Origin of the sequence: Micromonospora sp. CPCC 205546 (assembly GCF_036902715.1) — a bacterium.
GTDB lineage: Bacteria > Actinomycetota > Actinomycetes > Mycobacteriales > Micromonosporaceae > Micromonospora.
Map to the genome: position 1 here is coordinate 19,785 of NZ_JBAKHL010000032.1, position 16,920 is coordinate 36,704.

Genomic DNA, 16,920 nt, shown 5'->3' on the forward strand with positions numbered 1-16,920 from the left:
AACCCCGGGCGCCCGGGGGGCCGGGCCGCGGATCAGGCGGCTTCGAGCAGCAGCGAGATGCCCTGCCCGACGCCGACGCACATGGTGGCCAGCGCCCGCCGGCCGCCCCGGCGGCGCAGCTCCAGCGCGGCCGTCAGCGCCAGCCGGGCGCCGCTGGCGCCGAGCGGGTGCCCGAGCGCGATCGCCCCGCCGTTCGGGTTGACGTGCTCGGCGTCGGTGGGCAGGCCCAGCTCGCGCAGCACCGCGACGGACTGCGCGGCGAACGCCTCGTTCAGCTCAATCACGTCGACCGCGTCGAGGCCGAGGCCGAGGCGGTCGAGCAGCTTGCGGGTGGCCGGCACCGGGCCGACACCCATCACCTTCGGCGGTACGCCGGCCGCGGCGGCCCCGGCGACCCGGGCCAGCGGGGTCAGGCCGTGGCGGGCCACCGCCGCCTCGGAGGCGACCAGCAGCGCCACCGCGCCGTCGTTGACGCCCGAGGAGTTGCCGGCGGTCACGGTGCCGCCCTCGCGGAACGGGGTGGGCAGCGCGGCGAGCTTCTCCAGCGAGGTCTCCCGGGGGTGCTCGTCGACCTCGACGAGCTTCGTCTCCCGCCGCCCCGCCGGCACGGTCACCGGCACGATCTCCTCGGCGAACCGGCCGTCGGCCTGCGCCTTCGCGGCCCGCTGCTGCGACCGGTACGCGAACTCGTCCTGCTCGGCGCGGCCGACGCCGTACTCGGCGGCGACGTTCTCCGCCGTCTCCGGCATGGAGTCGATGCCCCAGTGCCTCTTCATCAGCGGGTTGACCAGCCGCCAACCGATGGTCGTGTCGTAGACCTCGGCGGTGCGGGAGAACGGGGTGCTCGCCTTCGGCATCACGAACGGGGCGCGGCTCATGCTCTCCACCCCGCCGGCCACCACGAGGTCGGCCTCGCCGGCGACGACGGAGCGGGCCGCGGTGGCGAGGGCGTCCAGGCCGGAGCCGCAGAGCCGGTTGACCGTGCTGCCGGGCACCCCCTCGGGCAGCCCGCCGAGCAGCGCCGCCATCCGGGCCACGTTGCGGTTGTCCTCGCCGGCCTGGTTGGCGCAGCCCAGGATCACGTCGTCGACCCGCGCCCAGTCGACCGACGGGTGTCGGGCGACCAGCTCGCGGATCACGTGCGCGGCCAGGTCGTCGGGGCGGACGTTGGCGAGGGCGCCGGCGTACCGGCCGATCGGGGTGCGGACACCGGCCACCAGGTATGCCACGGTCATCAGCGCGATCCTTCGGGGGGTGGGAAGGGCGGGGGGCTGGGCGGTTCCGGGTCGCGGGGACGCCCGCCAGCCAGGATATCCGCGCGGGCAGCGGATAGGTTGGCGGCATGGCCCGGGCCCAGTTCAGCGCAGAGACCAGCGGCGGCGGCGAGTTCGTCCGCCAGCCCAACCGGTTCACCGGGAGGGTCACCCCGGACTCCGACTCCCCACCCGGGGGCGGACCGGACGCGCAGGGCCGCTGGCCGCTGGAGCCGGGCCGCTACCGGCTGATCTGGTGCCGGGCCTGCCCGTGGGCGCACCGGGCCCGGATCGTACGCAACCTGCTCGGTCTCCAGGACGCGATCTCCCTCGGCACCGTGGACCCGATCCGCGACGAGCGGGGCTGGCGGTTCGCCCTCGATCCCGACGGGTTCGACCCGGTGCTCGGCATCGGCTTCCTCTCCGAGGCCTACCTCGCCACCGACCCCGACTACACCGGGCGGGTCACCGTGCCGGCGCTGGTCGACACGCGCACCGGCCGGGTGGTCACCAACGACTATCCGCAGCTCACCCTGGATCTGTCCACCCAGTGGCGCGGCCTGCACCGGCCCGGGGCGCCGGACCTCTACCCGCGGGCGCTGCGCCCGGAGCTGGACGCCCTGATGGCGGAGATCCACCGCGACGTCAACAACGGGGTCTACCGGTGCGGCTTCGCCACCTCGCAGGGCGCCTACGACGAGGCGTTCACGGCGCTCTTCGCCCGGCTCGACGCGCTGTCGGACCGGCTGGCGGGCCGGCGCTACCTGATGGGCGACGCGATCACCGAGGCCGACGTGCGGCTCTTCACCACCCTGGTCCGCTTCGACGTGGCCTACCACGGGCACTTCAAGTGCAACCGGCACAAGCTGACCGAGATGCCGGTGCTGTGGGCGTACGCCCGGGACCTGTTCCAGACCCCGGGCTTCGGCGAGACGGTCGACTTCGACCACATCAAGCGGCACTACTACGGCACCCACGCGGCGATCAACCCGTCGGGGATCGTCCCACTCGGCCCCGACACCTCCGGCTGGACCACGCCGCACGGGCGTGGCTGAGCCGCGCCGGGCCGACCCGCGCACCGCCCCGCCCCGGGCCACCGCCGCGTCGGCCTCCGCCGCCTGCGTCGTCGGGGGCGCGGTCGCGGTGACCGTCGCCGTGGTCGCCGGCCCCGGGCCGGGCCTGACCGGGTACGTCAGCGAGGCGGGCGTCACCGACAGCGCGTACGCCTCGGCGTACCGCATCGGGGTCTTCGCCCTGGCGCTGGGGGTGCTGCTGCTCGCGGCGGCGCTGCCCCCCGTGCTGCGGGCGGCGGCCGGGCTGCTCGCGGCCGGGAGCGTCTTCGCGCTGGTCTCCGGGGCGGTGACGTGCAGCGCCGGCTGCCCGCTGCCGCCGTTCGAGCGGGCGACCACGGCGGACCTGGTGCACGGCGCGGCGAGCATCCTCGCGGTGGCCGCGGTGGTCCTCGCGATGCTGGCGGTCACGCTCACCCGGGCCGCGCCGCCGGCGCTGCGCCGGCTGGCCGCGCTGGCCCTGACGGCGGCCCTGCCGCTGGCGGGCGCGACCGCCGTGGCCCTGGTCCTCGTGGGGCGCGGCGGCCTGATCGCCGTCCTGGAGCGGCTGCTGCTGCTGGTGGCCGTCGTCTGGGGCGCGAGCACCGCGACCGCTGTCGCGCTCCGTCGGCGGTAGGAGGCGGCCCAGTCGACGCGCTGGCGGGGCGGGGGTTCTTCCCGCCCTCCGCTGTAAGGAGCGTCACCGCGTACGGTCCTTCCGCAGCATCGACGCGCGGCGCTATCGTCGGCGGGCGATGACCAACGTCTGGCACCTGACCGTACGCCTGTATGTCGACCTCCGACTGCAGGCCAGCGGCGTCTGTCCGGCGCAGCCGCTCTCCTGACGCTGCCCGTACCGGCCCTCCAGACCTGGGACACACCCTCATGGCTTCCGCCCTGCGCAAGATCCCCTTCTCCGTGCAGATCCTGCTCGGTCTCGTCCTCGGCGTGGCGCTCGGCTTCCTCGCCCGCGCCAACGACCTGAGCTGGCTCACCAGCACCCTCGACACCGTCGGCGGACTCTTCGTCCAACTGCTCAAGCTGGCCGTGCCGCCGCTGGTCTTCACCGCCATCGTGGTCAGCGTGGTCAGCCTGCGCGGCGTGACCAACGCCGCCCGGCTGGCGCTCAAGACCCTGCTCTGGTTCGGCGTCACCGCGCTGATCGCGGTGGGCGTCGGCATCGGGCTCGGCGTGCTCACCGACCCGGGCCGGGGCGTCACCCTCGACACCGCCGGCGCCACCGTCCCCGCGAGGACCGGCTCGTGGACCGACTTCCTCACCGGCATCGTGCCGACCAACCCGGTCGGCGCGTTCGTGGACGGCAACGTGCTGCAGATCGTCTTCCTGGCCCTCGTCGTCGGCGCGGCGGCGCTGCTGGTGGGCGAGCCCGCGGAGCCGTTCGTGGCGATCAACCGCGCGCTGCTGCAGATCGTGCAGAAGGCGCTGTGGTGGGTCATCCGGCTCGCCCCGATCGGCACCCTCGGCCTCATCGGCAACGCCGTCGCCTCGTACGGCTGGGACCTGGTGGCCCCGCTCGCCAAGTTCACCACCGCCGTCTACGTCGGCTGCGCGATCGTGCTCCTCGTGGTCTACCCGCTGCTGCTGGTGGGCGCCGGCCGGCTCAACCCGCTGCGCTTCTTCGCCGGCGCCTGGCCCGCCATCGAGCTGGCGTTCGTGTCCCGCTCCTCGGTGGGCACCATGCCGGTGACCCAGCGTTCGGTCGAGCGCCTCGGCGTCCCCCGCGAGTACGCCTCGTTCGCGGTGCCGTTCGGGGCCACCACGAAGATGGACGGCTGCGCGGCGGTCTACCCGGCGCTGGCGGCGATCTTCGTCGCCCAGGTCTTCGGGGTGCAGCTCGGGATCACCGACTACCTGCTCATCGCCTTCGTCTCCGTGGTCGGCTCGGCCGCCACCGCCGGCCTGACCGGCGCGATCGTGATGCTCACCCTGACCCTGAGCACGCTGGGCCTGCCGCTGGCCGGCGCCGGCCTGCTGCTGGCGATCGACCCGATCCTGGACATGATCCGCACCGCCACCAACGTCGCCGGCCAGGCGCTGGTGCCGACGATCGTGGCCGCCCGCGAGGGCACCCTGGACCGGTCCGCGTACGACTCGGCCGGCCGGCGGTCGCCGCTCGCCCCGACCGACGCCGACGCCGACGGCCCCCGCCGCTCGGAGGAGCTGCACCCCGTCCCGGCCTGAGCCACCCGAAACGCTCGCGGGCGCCCGGGGCGGGCCTGAGCCGCCCGCCCGCGGCCGAGCCGCCCGTCGCGCCCGTGCCCGGCGCGACCCCGACCAGTCGGAAGGGCCCCCGCCCCGGGGTCCGCCCCGCGTCCGAGAGGATGACCGCATGAGTGCCCTGTTCACCCCGCTCACCCTGCGCAGCGTGACCCTGCCCAACCGGATCGCCCTGGCGCCGATGTGCCAGTACACCGCCGGCCCGGACGGCCTGCCCACCGACTGGCACCTGGTGCACCTGGGCGCCCGGGCGGTCGGCGGCGCCGGTCTGGTGATGACCGAGGCCACCGCCGTGCTGCCCGAGGGGCGGATCAGCCCGCAGGACACCGGGCTCTGGTCCGGCGCGCACGTCGACGCCTGGCGGCCGGTGACCGCGTTCGTCGCCGCGCACGGCGCGGCGCCGGTCGTGCAGCTCGCGCACGCCGGGTTCAAGGCGTCGACGTACCGGCCGTGGGCCCCCCGCCGGGGCGGGGTGCCCGACGACGAGGGCGGCTGGACGCCGGTCGGTCCGGGGTCCGCGCCGTTCGTGCCCGACTACCGGGTGCCGAGCGCGCTGGACGAGGCGGGCATCGCCGGCGTCGTCGAGGCGTTCGCGGCGGCGGCCCACCGGGCGGTCGACGCCGGGTTCGCGGGCGTGGAGATCCACGCCGCGCACGGCTACCTGCTGCACGAGTTCCTCTCCCCGCTGACGAACCACCGCGACGACGGCTGGGGCGGCGACCGCTCCGGCCGGATGCGGCTCACCCTGGAGGTGGCGCGGGCGGTCCGGGCGGCGGTCGGCGAGGACGTGCCCGTGCTGACGCGCATCTCGGCCACCGACTGGGAGCCGGACGGCTGGACGGTCGAGGACAGCGTGGTCCTCGCCGGCGAGCTGGCCGCCGCCGGGGTGGACCTGGTCGACTGCTCGTCGGGCGGCGCCTCGGCCACCGCGAGCATCCCGGTCGGCCCGGGTTACCAGGTGCCGCTGGCCGCCCGGGTGCGCCGGGAGGCGGGGATCGCCACCGGCGCCGTCGGCCTGATCGTCGAGCCGGAGCAGGCCGAGGAGATCGTCGCGGCGGGCGACGCGGACCTGGTCCTGCTCGGGCGGGAACTCCTGCGGGACCCGTACTGGTCGCACCGGGCCGCCGCCAAGCTCGGCGCCACCCCCACCTGGCCCGCCCCGTACGCCCGCGCCACCTGACCCCCACCCCACCCCACCCCGCCACCCGCCCGTCGATCATGAGGTTGGCGGCGATGTCGATCTCCATCCGTGCCGCCAACCTCATGATCGACGTGGGTGGGGCCGGGGGTGGGGTGGGGTGGGGTGGGGCCGGGGGGGGGGTGGGTGGGGTGGGGTGGGTGGGTCAGCCGGCCAGGTGGGACCAGTGGGGCTCCAGGTCGCGCCAGGGGCCCTGGGCGGCGACCCTGCCGGAGCGCAGGACCACGACGTGGTCGGCCCGCACCAGGGCGGCCCGCTTCGAGGTCGAACCCACCACGGTCACCCCGTGCTCGCGCAGCGCCTGCCACAACGCCAGCTCCGTGGTGACGTCCAGCGCCGAGGAGACGTCGTCGGCCACCAGCAGTTCGGTACGCGGGGCGAGCGCCCGGGCCAGCGCCAGGCGCTGCAACTGCCCGCCCGAGAGGCGGGTGCCCTTGTGCCCGATCAGCAGCCCGAGCCCGCCACCGGCCGCCGCCAGGTCGTGGTCGAGCTGGGCGGTCGACACCGCCGCCGCGGCGTCCACCTGGTGGCCGAGGGTGATGTTGTCGGCCACCGTGCCGGAGAGCACCCGGGGCAGCTGGCCGACGTAGCCCACCTGGTGGGGGCGCAGGAACAGTTCCGGCTCGGTGACCAGGTCGCCGTTCCAGGTGAGCCGGCCGGTGTGCGGCGCGATGCCGGCCAGCGCCCGCAGCAGCGACGACTTGCCCGAGCCGACCGGCCCGACGACCAGCACGAGCTGACCGCGTTCCACCGTCAGGTCGACGTCGCGCACGGCCACCGTCCCGTCGGTGTGCCGTACGCCGAAGCCGGTCAGCTCCAGCCGGCGCAGCGGGTGCCGGGGCGGCACGACGGGCGCCGGGGCGGTCCCCGCGCCGAGATCCACCTCCGGCACCGGCGCCGAGTACGCCTCCACTCCGGTCATCGCCACCGTCCGCCCGGTCCACACCCGCGCCGACGGGATCTGCGAGATCAGCGAGGCCGTCGTCCAGGCGAACCAGCGGGCGGCGGCCAGGGTGGCCACCGCGACCAGCGTGGCGCCGGCCGACAGGTGCCCGGCCAGGAAGAGCGCCCACGCGCCGATCGGCAGCAGGCCGCTGACCAGCGACGGGGTCGACCGGGACCAGACCTGTACCGAGATCTCCCGGCGTTGCCGGTCGCTGCGCACCACGTCGAGGTCGGCCAGGTGGGCCAGCACCGGGCGGGTGGCCCCGGCCAGTTTGACCGTACGGGCGGCCGACAGCGAGGAGACCAGCGCGGTGGCGAACGCGGCCCGCGCCGTGACGGTCGCCCGGGCGGAGCGTTCCAGGTGGGGACCGAACAGCGTCGCGGCCAGACCGGAGACCAGCATCGTGCCCGCGAAGAAGAGCCCCGGCACGACGCTGCCGGTCACGGCGGTCATCGTGACCAGGAGCAGCAGCGAGATCCCCTGGTCCATCAGGTTGTCGGCGAGCTGCACCACCCGCTCGGTGTCGCCGCCCTGGGCCACCACCTCCGCCGGCGTGTGCCCGCTGACCCGGCGGGGCCCGGTCTGGCCGTGCACCAGGCGCAGGCTGATCCGCAGCATCTGCCGGACCCACCACTGCGGGAAGCGCAGACCGGTGAGGTACGGCACCGGCAGGGTCACCAGCAGGCCGGCGACGATCCCCAGCGCCGGCTTCCACGGATCGCCGGTGCCGTCGACCAGGTCGGCCCAGAGCCAGGGCAGGACCGGCCCCTCCAGCCCGAGGAGCACGAGCAGCAGGAACAGCGAGAGGGAGGCCAGCCCGTACCGCGCGTCGTTGACGCAGAGCCGCAGGATCTCCCGCAGCCCCCGCAGTCCCCGCCGGACCGGGTCCCCGAACGACCCGGCGCCGCCCCCGCCGGAGCGACCGTCGGCCACCCCGCCCGTCGGTCCCGTCGGGGGCGTGCCCGACGACGCGACCAGGGGCCTGACCGGCGGTTCCGTCGTGGGCGTGACCGGCGGGACGAGCGGGTGCGCGGCCGGCGGGAAGGGCTCGTCCCCGCCGGTGGACGGCCACGGGTCCGACGGGCCGGTCAGCAGGTCGACCCCGCCGGAGCGACCCGGCGCCGCCTGGGCGTACGCGGTGGCGTGGCTGGTGGCGAGCAGTTCGGCGAAGCGTTCCGAGGAGTGCAGCGGCCCGGCCTCGACCACCGCGCCGTCGGCCATCACGACCACCTCGTCGCAGCGGCGCACGGAGGAGAGGCGGTGCGCGATCACGATGCCGATCCGGTCGCGCAGCAACCGCTCGGTGGCCTGCTGCACCCGCGTCTCGGTCACCGGGTCGAGGCGGGCGGTGGCCTCGTCGAGGATCACCACGTGCGGGTCGCGCACCAGGATCCGGGCGAAGGCGACCAGCTGCTCCTGGCCCGCCGAGAGCACGTGCCCGCCGTCGCCCAGCCGGGTGTCCAGGCCGGCGGGCAGCTCGGCGATCCAGCCGTCCAGCCCCAGCTCACGCAGCGCCCGGGCGGCGGCGTCGAGCAGGTCCGGGTCGAACAGCGCGACGTTCTCGGCGAGGGTCCCGGCGAGGATCTCGGTGCGCTGGGGCACCACGGCGACCCACCGGCGCAGCGCCTCGACGTCGAGGTCGCACACGTCGTCGCCGGCCAGGAAGACCGTCCCCGGCGGCACGTCGACGGCCCGGGTGAGCACCTTGGCCAGGGTGGACTTGCCGGAGCCGGTCCGGCCGACCAGGGCGTACGAGCGGCCCCGGGCGAAGGTCAGGTCGACGTCGCGCAGGGTGGGGCCACGCCCGTCGTCGGCGCCCGCGTAGCGGAAGGTGAGGCCCCGCACCACCAGGTCCCCCTCGGCCGGGGCGGCCCCGCCCTCGGGCTCCTGGGGGGAGTTCGCCAGCAACTGCACGCGTCCCCACGCGCCGAGGGCGTACTGGAGCTCGGGGACCATCCGGCTGACGTGCTCGACGGTCATGCCGAATCCGACGACGAGCAGCCAGATCGCGGTGAGGCGGGCGCCGTCGATGCGGCCGGCGACCAGCGCCCAGGCGCCGCCGAGCACCACGGCCGCGATCCCGGCCCGGATGACGCCGGCGGCCACGGTGGTGACCTGGGCCGACATCCGCCACACCCGTGCGCCCCGGCTGAGCACCTCGGCGGCCCGCCGGGCGTAGAGGCGCAGCACGTACGGCCGGGCCAGGCTGGTGCGCACGTCGTCCTGGCCGTGGATGGCCTCCTCCATGACCGCGGCGAGGTCGGACCATGCCTCCTCCTCGGCCATCCGGGCCGGGCCGATCCGCGCGGTGGGCCCGCGCAGGCCGGCGGCCAGCAGCACGGTGAGCAGCAGCATCCCGACGCCGGCCGGCCACCACACCGCGAGGGCGACGACGGTCGACAGCACGCCCGCGGCCAGCCCCTGCGCGATCCGTACGCCCTGGTTACGCACGGCGGCGGCGACCTGGTAGACGTCGCCGTCGATGCGGTCGAGCAGCTCGCCGACGGGGGTGGTCTCCAGGGTCGGCAGGTCCTGCCCGAGCGCGACCCGGCACAGCCGGCGGCGCACGTCGGCGGACCAGTCGGCGGTCACTCCGGCCATCAGCAGGCTCACCGCGAGGTCGGTGAGGACGGCGGCGACCAGCGCCACGGCGAGCAGCGCGAAGAACCCGGCGGCGCGGTGCACCAGGACGGGGCCGGCCAGCGCGGCGGCGGCGGCCTGGCCGCCGGCGCCGAGCACGATGAGGCAGGTCACGATCGCCATTCGGCGCGACGAGGTGGCCCACATGTCCCGGAGCAGACGCATGACGAAGTCCCTTCGGGCAAAGCGGGGCGGAGCATCCAGCCTGCTCGGTGGAGCCGGCCGGCTCAACGCATTTATCGGCCTTTCACCTGGCCGGAGGCGAGGTCGAGGGCCGCGCCGGCCGAGGTCGAGAGCCGCGGCCGGCCGAGGTCGCGACCGCTCAGAAGAGCACGGTGGCGAGCGTGCCGACGGGGCGGAATCCGCAGCGCTCGTAGACCCGGCGGGCCGGCAGGTTGAAGTCGTTGACGTAGAGGCTGACCGTCGGCGCGACCCGCAGCAGCGCGTCGCGTACCACCGCCGCCATCGCCGCCGAGGCGATGCCCCGGCCCCGCCACTCGGGGGCCACCCACACGCCCTGCACCTGGGCGGTCCGGCGGGTCACGACCGCCAGCTCGGCCTTGAACACCACCTGACCGTCGACGAACCGGGCGTACGCCCGCCCGGTCCGGACCAGATCGGTGACCCGCCGTCGGTAGCCGCGCCCGCCGTCGTCGACGAGCGGCGACACGCCGACCTCCTCGGTGTACATCGCCACCGCCGCCGGGAAGAGCCGGTCGACCTCGCTGGCGCGTACCCGCCGCACCTCCGGGTCGGCCCGCAGCGCCGGCAGCGCGTCGGTGGCCAGCAACGGCTGGTTGGGGCGTACGTCCCGGGCCGGCCCCCAGACGGCGGAGAGGCGGTCCCAGAGCCCGAGCACCGCGTCGGCCCGGCCCACGATCGACGAGCAGAGCCGCTCCTCGCCGGCGAGCAGGTCGGCGTAGGCGGCGACTGCCGGCTCGGTGGCGAGCACGGGAGTGAGGTTGCCGCCGAGCCAGCAGATCGACTCCAGGTTGCGGCGGCTGCCGTAGCCCAGCACCCGCCCCTCCGCGCGCCACCAGGCCAGGCCGCGCGCGGTGATCCGCTCGGCGACCTGCGCGCCCGCGAACGGGTCGAGGTCGAGCAACCGCTCGACCGCGCGGCGCTCCGACTCCCCCAGTTGACGAACCGGCACCGTCAGCACGGATACCAGCCTGCCAGATCCGCCCGGTGCCGCGCGGGCCGTGTGACGAGTGGGACCACGGCACCGGCACCGGACGGGCCGACTGCGGGACGGGTCAGTGCACGCTGACGGTGGCGCCGGGGAGCAGGCCGCGCAGCTCCTCGGGCAGCTCGGCGCCCATCTCGTCGGCGATGCGCAGCGCCTCCTCGATCAGGGTCTCCACGATCTGCGCCTCGGGCACGGTCTTGACCACCTTGCCCTTGACGAAGATCTGGCCCTTGCCGTTGCCGGAGGCCACCCCGAGGTCGGCCTCGCGGGCCTCGCCCGGGCCGTTCACGACGCAGCCCATCACCGCGACCCGCAGCGGCACCGGCAGCCCCTCCAGACCGGCGGTGACCTCCTCGGCCAGCTTGTAGACGTCGACCTGGGCGCGGCCGCAGGACGGGCAGGAGACGATCTCCAGGCCCCGCTCCCGCAGCCCGAGCGACTCCAGGATCTGGTTGCCGACCTTGATCTCCTCCACCGGCGGCGCCGACAGCGAGACCCGGATCGTGTCGCCGATCCCCTCGGCCAGCAGCGCGCCGAAGGCGACCGCCGACTTGATGGTGCCCTGGAAGGCCGGGCCGGCCTCGGTGACGCCCAGGTGCAGCGGGTAGTCGCACTTCTCGGCGAGCTGGCGGTAGGCCCGGATCATCACCACCGGGTCGTTGTGCTTGACCGAGATCTTGATGTCGCGGAAGCCGTGCTCCTCGAACAGCGAGCACTCCCACAGCGCCGACTCGACCAGCGCCTCGGCGGTGGCCTTGCCGTACTTGGCGAGCAGCCGCTTGTCCAGCGAGCCGGCGTTGACTCCGATGCGGATCGGCACGCCCGCGTCGCCGGCCGCCCTGGCGATCTCCTTGACCTTGTCGTCGAACTGCCGGATGTTGCCCGGGTTGACCCGGACCGCCGCGCAGCCGGCGTCGATCGCGGCGAAGACGTACTTCGGCTGGAAGTGGATGTCGGCGATCACCGGGATCTGCGACTTCTTCGCGATCGCCGGCAGCGCCTCCACGTCGTCCTGGCTGGGCACGGCGACCCGGACGATCTGGCAGCCGGACGCGGTCAGCTCGGCGATCTGCTGGAGCGTGGCGTTGACGTCGGAGGTGAGGGTGGTGGTCATCGACTGCACCGACACCGGCGCGCCCCCACCCACCGGGACCGAGCCGACCATGATCTGGCGGCTGAGCCGACGCGGGGCGAGCGGCGGGGGCGGCACGGAGGGGATACCGAGACTGACAGCGGTCACTTCAGGCACTCACCTTGAGAAGAGCGTGATCGGGTTGACGATGTCCGCGGTGATGGTCAGCAGCGTGAACACGCCACCGATCAGGATCACCGCGTACGTGACGGGCATGAGCTTGAAATAGTCGACGCGCCCGGGGTCGGCGCGGCCGATGCGGGCGTAGAGCCAGGAACGGGCCCGCTCGAACCAGGCGATGGCGATGTGCCCGCCGTCGAGCGGCAGCAGCGGCAGCAGGTTGAACACGCCGATGAAGAAGTTCAGCGAGACGAAGAGCATGAAGAACAGCAGCCAGGCGTCGTTCGCCACCGCCTCGCCGCCGAGCCGGCTGGCGCCGACCACGCTGATCGGGGTGTCGATGTCCCGCTCGCCGCCGGTGATCGCCGTCCACAGGGCCGGAACCTTCTCCGGGATGCGCTTCATCGCCTCGAAGGTGTTGACCGCCATGTCGCCCGTGAAGTCGGCGGTCGCGCCGACCGCGCCGACCGGCCCGTACGTGATCCGGGTCGGCGTGCTGGGCACGAGGCCGACGCCGAGCGCGGCGACCGGGGCGACCTGGCCCTTCGGGTCGTCGAGCGGGGGCCGCTGGGTCTGCGCCAGCACGGTGCTGGCCGTGGCCGGCTGGCCGTCGCGGACGTACGCGATCTGCGCCGTCTCGCCCGGCTTGAGGGCGCGCAGCGTGGTTAGCAGCTGGCCGTAGTCGTTGATCGGCGTGCCGTTGATGGCGGTGATCCGGTCGCCGTCGCGCAGCTGCGCCTGGGCGGCCGGGCTGGCCGGGTCGGCGGTGGTGCACTCGCGCAGCGTGTTCTCCGGGACCACGCACTTCGACAGCGCGATGACCGCCGGCTCCTTGCGGATCTCCGCCTCGGTGCTCGGGAACTCCGGGTTCGGCAGGCCCGAGGAGACCGCGATGATCCAGAGGGCGATCACGGCCAGGGCGAAGTGGGTGATCGAACCCGCGGACATCACGATCGTCCGCTTCCAGACCGGGAACCGCCACATCGCGCGCGGCTCGTCGGCCGGGTCGACGTCGTCGTCCTGCGGGGTCATCCCGACGATCTTGCAGAAGCCGCCGAGCGGGATGCCCTTGAGGCCGTACTCCGTCTCGCCCCGTTTGAAGGACCAGAGCGTGGGACCGAATCCGACGAAGTACTTGGTGACCTTCATCCCGAAGGCCTTGGCGGTGAGCAGGTGCCCCGCCTCGTGCAGGCTCACCGAGATGAGGATCGCGAGGGCGAAGAGCACCACCCCGAGCAGGTTTGCCATCAAGCTCCTTCCACCGAACCCGCGATGATGATCTCCTGCGCGTGCGCGCGCGCCCACGACTCCGCCGCGAGCACGTCTTCGACCGTACCCGGTTCGTCGAAATCGGGAGCGTCCTCCAGCACCCGCCGGAGGGTGTCGACGATGCCGAGGAAGGGCAGTCGGCCGGCCACGAACGCGGCCACGCACTCCTCGTTCGCCGCGTTGTAGATCGCCGGCCGGCACCGCCCGGCCTCACCGGCGGCCTTGGCCAGCGCCACCGCCGGGAACGCTTCCTCGTCCAGCGGCGCGAACTCCCAGGTGTGGGCCTTCGTCCAGTCGACGGCGGCGGCGGCGTCGGGCACCCGGTCGGGCCAGCCGAGGGCGACCGCGATCGGCAGCCGCATGTCCGGCGGGCTGGCCTGGGCGATGGTGGAACCGTCGACGAACTCGACCATCGAGTGGATCACCGAGGTCGGGTGCACGGTCACCGTGATGTCGGCGTACGGCACGTCGAACAGCTCGTGCGCCTCGATCACCTCCAACGCCTTGTTGACCATGGTGGCGGAGTTGATCGTGATGACCTGCCCCATGTTCCAGGTCGGGTGGGCGAGCGCCTGCTCGGGCGTGACCTGCGTCAACTCGTCGCGCCGCTTGCCGCGGAACGGGCCGCCGCTGGCGGTGACGATCAGCCGCCGCACCTCGCCCCGGGCGCCGGAGCGCAGGCACTGGGCGAGCGCGGTGTGCTCGGAGTCGACGGGGACGAGCTGCTCCGGCCGCGTCACGGCGGCCTTCACGAGCGAGCCGCCGGCCACGAGCGACTCCTTGTTGGCCAGCGCGAGCGTACGCCCGGCGCGCAGCGCGGCCAGCGTCGGCGCGAGCCCGAGCGAGCCGACCACCCCGTTGAGCACGACGTCGCAGGGCCACTGCGCCAGCTCGGTCATCGCGTCCGGGCCGGCCACGATCTTGGGAAGCTTGAAGTCCCCGCTGGCCCACCCGCGCCGGCTCGCCTCGGCGTAGAAGGCGAGCTGGAGGTCCTGCGCGGCGGACGCCTTCGCCACGCCGACCGCGTCGACGCGCAGTTCGAGGGCCTGGGCGGCGAGCAGCTCGACGTTGCCGCCGCCGGCGCCGAGCGCGACCACCCGGAACCGGTCCGGGTTGCGCCGCACGATATCGATGGCCTGGGTGCCGATCGAGCCGGTGGAGCCGAGCAGAACAAGATCACGTGGGGAGGTCACCGGGCCATTCTTCCCCAGCGCCCTGAACGCCCGCCGGGAGCCTCAGCCCTCGGCGCCGGCCTGGTCCTCCGGGCTTTCCCCGCCCTCCTCCGCCGCCTCCTCGCCGAGCACTGGTACTGCTCGCCGGTCAGCTTGCTTCGGGCCTGAATCACGCTGCCCGTGGCAGCCATGGCGTCCGAGAACAGGTCCGGCGAGTGGGCGGGGAGATCCGCAAGCCGCGCCCGTAGCCCCGACGGTCCGTGCGCCAGGCGTCGAGGCGAACCCCACGCCGGGATCTTCGTCAGGGTGGACGAGCATGGCCGGCAGGTGTCACGCGGCCGTCTCGGACGGCGCCTTCTCCGCGAGGTGGCGGAGCGCGTGTTCCCACCCTTCGCCGGTCTCCCCTTCAGGGTGAACGGCAGGCCGCTGTGCCGCAGGGTCAGCGTCACGCCGCCACTCTCCGGTGTCAGCGTGATCTCCACCCAGGAGGCGCCGGGCGGGATGGCGGGCGCGCCGGGGGTGTCTTCCCAACCAAAGGTGAAGCTCATCCGCTCGTACGGCTTCAGCTCCACGAACTGCCCCCGCATGACCGGACGCGGACCTTCCTGCATCCGCACCACCAGGTCGCCTCCGGGACGGGGATCCACCTCGGCCTCTCCCCACCACCGCGCCAGCCGGCCCGCAGGTAACTTTCAGCACATCGATGACTGTGGTTGACTTCCGTCATGCGGAGAGCTCTCGTCTGGCTGGCGGCCGTGCTGGTCGCCGCCCCACTGCTCGTCAGCCCGGGAGTGGCCCAGGCTGCCACCTCGACACCTTCGCTGGTCATCGCCAGCGACTTCCCGGACCCCGACGTCGTCAAGTTCGGCGGCACCTACTACGCGTACTCCACCAACAACGGCCACGGCAACGTCCCGGTCGCCACGGCCACCTCGCTGACCGGCGCGTGGACCAGGCGGCCCGACGCGATGCCGACCCTCGGCGCCTGGGCCAACGGGGGCCTGACCTGGGCGCCCGACGTGTCCCAGCGGGCCGACGGGCGTTACCTGCTCTACTACACCGCCCGCAGCCGGGCCACCGGCCGGCAGTGCCTGGGCGCCGCGCTGGCCACGTCCCCGCTCGGCCCGTTCACCTCCGTTGGCACCCAGCCGCTGGTCTGCAACGCCGGCGAGGGCGGCGACATCGACGCGGCGAGCTTCACCGACAGCACCGGCCTGCGCTACCTGCTCTACAAGGACGACGGCAACGCCATCGGCCAGCCGACAAGCCTCTGGCTGCAACGGGTCGCGGCCGACGGGGTGACCCTCCAGGGCGCCCGGGTCGAGCTGCTGCGCAGCGGTCGCGCCGAGGAGGGCGGCATCATCGAGGCGCCGGTGCTGACCAAGGTCGGCGCGCAGTACGTGCTGTTCTACTCGCTCGGCGGTTACGGCGGCGACGGCTACCAGACCAGCTACGCCACCTCGACCTCGCTGACCGGCCCCTACACCAAGGCGTACCGCTCGCTGATGACCACGGCGTCGCTGGACTCGGCCGTGCGGGGGCCCGGCGGCGCGGACGTGGTACGCGAGGCGGGCGGCGACCACATCGTGTTCCACGGCTGGATCAACAACTACTCCGCCCGGGGCATGTACGTGGCGGCGCTGGGCTGGGCCGGCGGGAACCCCGTGGTGCGGGGCAGCCGGGTGCGGTACGAGGCCGAGCGCGGCGGGCTCAACCGGTGCGCGGTGCGCGCCGCCCCGAACACGTCCCAGGGGCAGGTGGTGGCGTACATCGACCACGCGGACAGCTGGGTCGACGTCACGGTCTTCGCGCCCCGGGCCGGCGGCTACCGCGTCCACGTCGCCTACGCCGCCGGCTACGGCGACGCCCAGCACACGCTGACGGTCAACGGGGCGAACCCGAAGGTCGTCACCTACCCGAACACGGGCTGGGACGTCTGGCGGCAGGTGGGCGTCGACGTCACGCTCAACGCGGGCTTCAACACCCTCCGGTTCGCCCACCTGAGCCGCTGGGCGGAACTCGACTTCGTCGAGGTGGCGTAGCCCGCGCCGGGAGCGCGTGGAGATCTTGGTGGGAAGGCGCCCCTCCAGGGGCCGGTTCCTACCAAGATCTCCACGCGGAGCGGGTCAGGCCCCGTCGACGGGGGCGGTCAGCACGAAGGTCTCCAGGGACTCGCCGCCGTACCAGTCCGAGCGGCGCCCCACGTGCGTCATGCCGAGCCGGCGGGCCACCGCCATCGACGCGGTGTTGCCGGGCGCCACCACCGCGTAGACCTTCCGCGTGCCGGCGGCCAGTTCCCGCGCCGCCGCCGCCCGGGCCGCCTCGGTCGCGTACCCGTGGCCCCACGAGTCGGGGTGCAGGTGCCAGCCCACCTCGATGTCCTCGGTCGGCACGTTCTCGTCCCGCCCGGGCAACGGCTTGAGCAGCACCGTGCCGGCCACCACGCCGGTGTCGCGGACCTCGATCGCCCAGGTGCCGTACCGGCCGCCGTGCCCCGCGTGCCGCTCCCGCCACATCGCCAGCCGGTCGGCGGCCCGGGCCGGGTCGGTCAGCGGCAGGCCGGGGGCGCCCAGCCAGCGGGTGACCTCGGGCCGGGAGTAGATGTCGAAGATCCGGGCCAGGTCGACCGGGTCCGCGCTCCACTCCCGCAGGACCAGGCGCTGCGTGGTGAGAACGGTCATGACCCGTGATGATAATGAGTGACGCGGGACGGT

Annotated in this window: 13 protein-coding genes; 5 read left to right on the forward strand and 8 right to left on the reverse strand. The window is 74.2% G+C overall.

Going from position 1 to position 16,920, the window contains the following annotated elements; genetic code table 11:
• Positions 1-32 precede the first annotated feature (32 nt).
• A complete protein-coding gene (gene pcaF, locus V6U77_RS16600) occupies positions 33-1,235 on the reverse strand; it encodes a 3-oxoadipyl-CoA thiolase (protein ID WP_334607236.1) in 1,203 nt (400 codons plus the stop codon).
• Positions 1,236-1,342: 107 nt separating this feature from the next.
• Between pcaF and V6U77_RS16605 the strand changes: the two genes are divergently transcribed.
• The 4 genes from V6U77_RS16605 to V6U77_RS16620 all read left to right on the forward strand — a co-directional run bounded on the left by V6U77_RS16605 (position 1,343) and on the right by V6U77_RS16620 (position 5,720).
• Positions 1,343-2,308: a glutathione S-transferase family protein gene (locus tag V6U77_RS16605; RefSeq protein WP_334607237.1), complete on the forward strand. Its 966-nt coding sequence runs from the start codon at positions 1,343-1,345 to the stop codon at positions 2,306-2,308.
• Positions 2,301-2,939 (forward strand): DUF998 domain-containing protein, encoded by a 639-nt coding sequence (locus V6U77_RS16610; protein WP_334607238.1) that lies wholly within the window; start codon positions 2,301-2,303, stop codon positions 2,937-2,939. Before V6U77_RS16605 ends, V6U77_RS16610 begins: the two co-directional genes overlap by 8 nt.
• Positions 2,940-3,199: 260 nt before the next feature.
• Positions 3,200-4,504, forward strand: a complete 1,305-nt coding sequence (locus V6U77_RS16615; RefSeq protein ID WP_334607276.1) for a dicarboxylate/amino acid:cation symporter — start codon at positions 3,200-3,202, stop codon at positions 4,502-4,504.
• A 148-nt stretch (positions 4,505-4,652) separates the two neighbouring features.
• Positions 4,653-5,720: an NADH:flavin oxidoreductase/NADH oxidase gene (locus V6U77_RS16620; RefSeq protein WP_334607239.1), complete on the forward strand. Its 1,068-nt coding sequence runs from the start codon at positions 4,653-4,655 to the stop codon at positions 5,718-5,720.
• Between the two features lie 163 nt (positions 5,721-5,883).
• Here the strand turns inward: V6U77_RS16620 and V6U77_RS16625 are convergent, their stop codons facing one another.
• The 6 genes from V6U77_RS16625 to V6U77_RS30075 all read right to left on the reverse strand — a co-directional run bounded on the left by V6U77_RS16625 (position 5,884) and on the right by V6U77_RS30075 (position 14,880).
• Positions 5,884-9,489 carry an ABC transporter ATP-binding protein/permease gene (locus tag V6U77_RS16625; RefSeq protein WP_334607240.1) on the reverse strand — a complete coding sequence of 1,202 codons (3,606 nt, stop codon included), beginning with the start codon at positions 9,487-9,489 and terminating at the stop codon, positions 5,884-5,886.
• Positions 9,490-9,646: 157 nt separating this feature from the next.
• Positions 9,647-10,486 carry a GNAT family N-acetyltransferase gene (locus V6U77_RS16630; RefSeq protein WP_334607241.1) on the reverse strand — a complete coding sequence of 280 codons (840 nt, stop codon included), beginning with the start codon at positions 10,484-10,486 and terminating at the stop codon, positions 9,647-9,649.
• Between the two features lie 94 nt (positions 10,487-10,580).
• Entirely contained in the window at positions 10,581-11,753 is a 1,173-nt protein-coding gene (ispG, locus tag V6U77_RS16635; RefSeq protein ID WP_334607242.1) for a flavodoxin-dependent (E)-4-hydroxy-3-methylbut-2-enyl-diphosphate synthase, read from the reverse strand.
• A 9-nt stretch (positions 11,754-11,762) separates the two neighbouring features.
• Positions 11,763-13,013: a M50 family metallopeptidase gene (locus V6U77_RS16640; RefSeq protein WP_334607243.1), complete on the reverse strand. Its 1,251-nt coding sequence runs from the start codon at positions 13,011-13,013 to the stop codon at positions 11,763-11,765.
• Positions 13,013-14,227, reverse strand: coding sequence for a 1-deoxy-D-xylulose-5-phosphate reductoisomerase (dxr, locus tag V6U77_RS16645; RefSeq protein ID WP_334607244.1), 1,215 nt, complete (start codon positions 14,225-14,227; stop codon positions 13,013-13,015). Before dxr ends, V6U77_RS16640 begins: the two co-directional genes overlap by 1 nt.
• The gene (locus tag V6U77_RS30075) at positions 14,224-14,880 is read right to left on the reverse strand and encodes an SRPBCC family protein (RefSeq protein WP_442934447.1); all 657 of its coding nucleotides are present in this window, start codon (positions 14,878-14,880) and stop codon (positions 14,224-14,226) included. The genes dxr and V6U77_RS30075 overlap by 4 nt, the downstream gene beginning before the upstream one ends.
• Positions 14,881-14,931: 51 nt before the next feature.
• Between V6U77_RS30075 and V6U77_RS16650 the strand changes: the two genes are divergently transcribed.
• The gene (locus tag V6U77_RS16650) at positions 14,932-16,248 is read left to right on the forward strand and encodes a family 43 glycosylhydrolase (protein WP_334607245.1); all 1,317 of its coding nucleotides are present in this window, start codon (positions 14,932-14,934) and stop codon (positions 16,246-16,248) included.
• 84 nt (positions 16,249-16,332) lie between these two features.
• Here V6U77_RS16650 and V6U77_RS16655 read toward each other — a convergent pair whose 3' ends face one another.
• Entirely contained in the window at positions 16,333-16,887 is a 555-nt protein-coding gene (locus tag V6U77_RS16655; protein WP_334607246.1) for a GNAT family N-acetyltransferase, read from the reverse strand.
• Between the last annotated feature and the right edge of the window lie 33 nt (positions 16,888-16,920).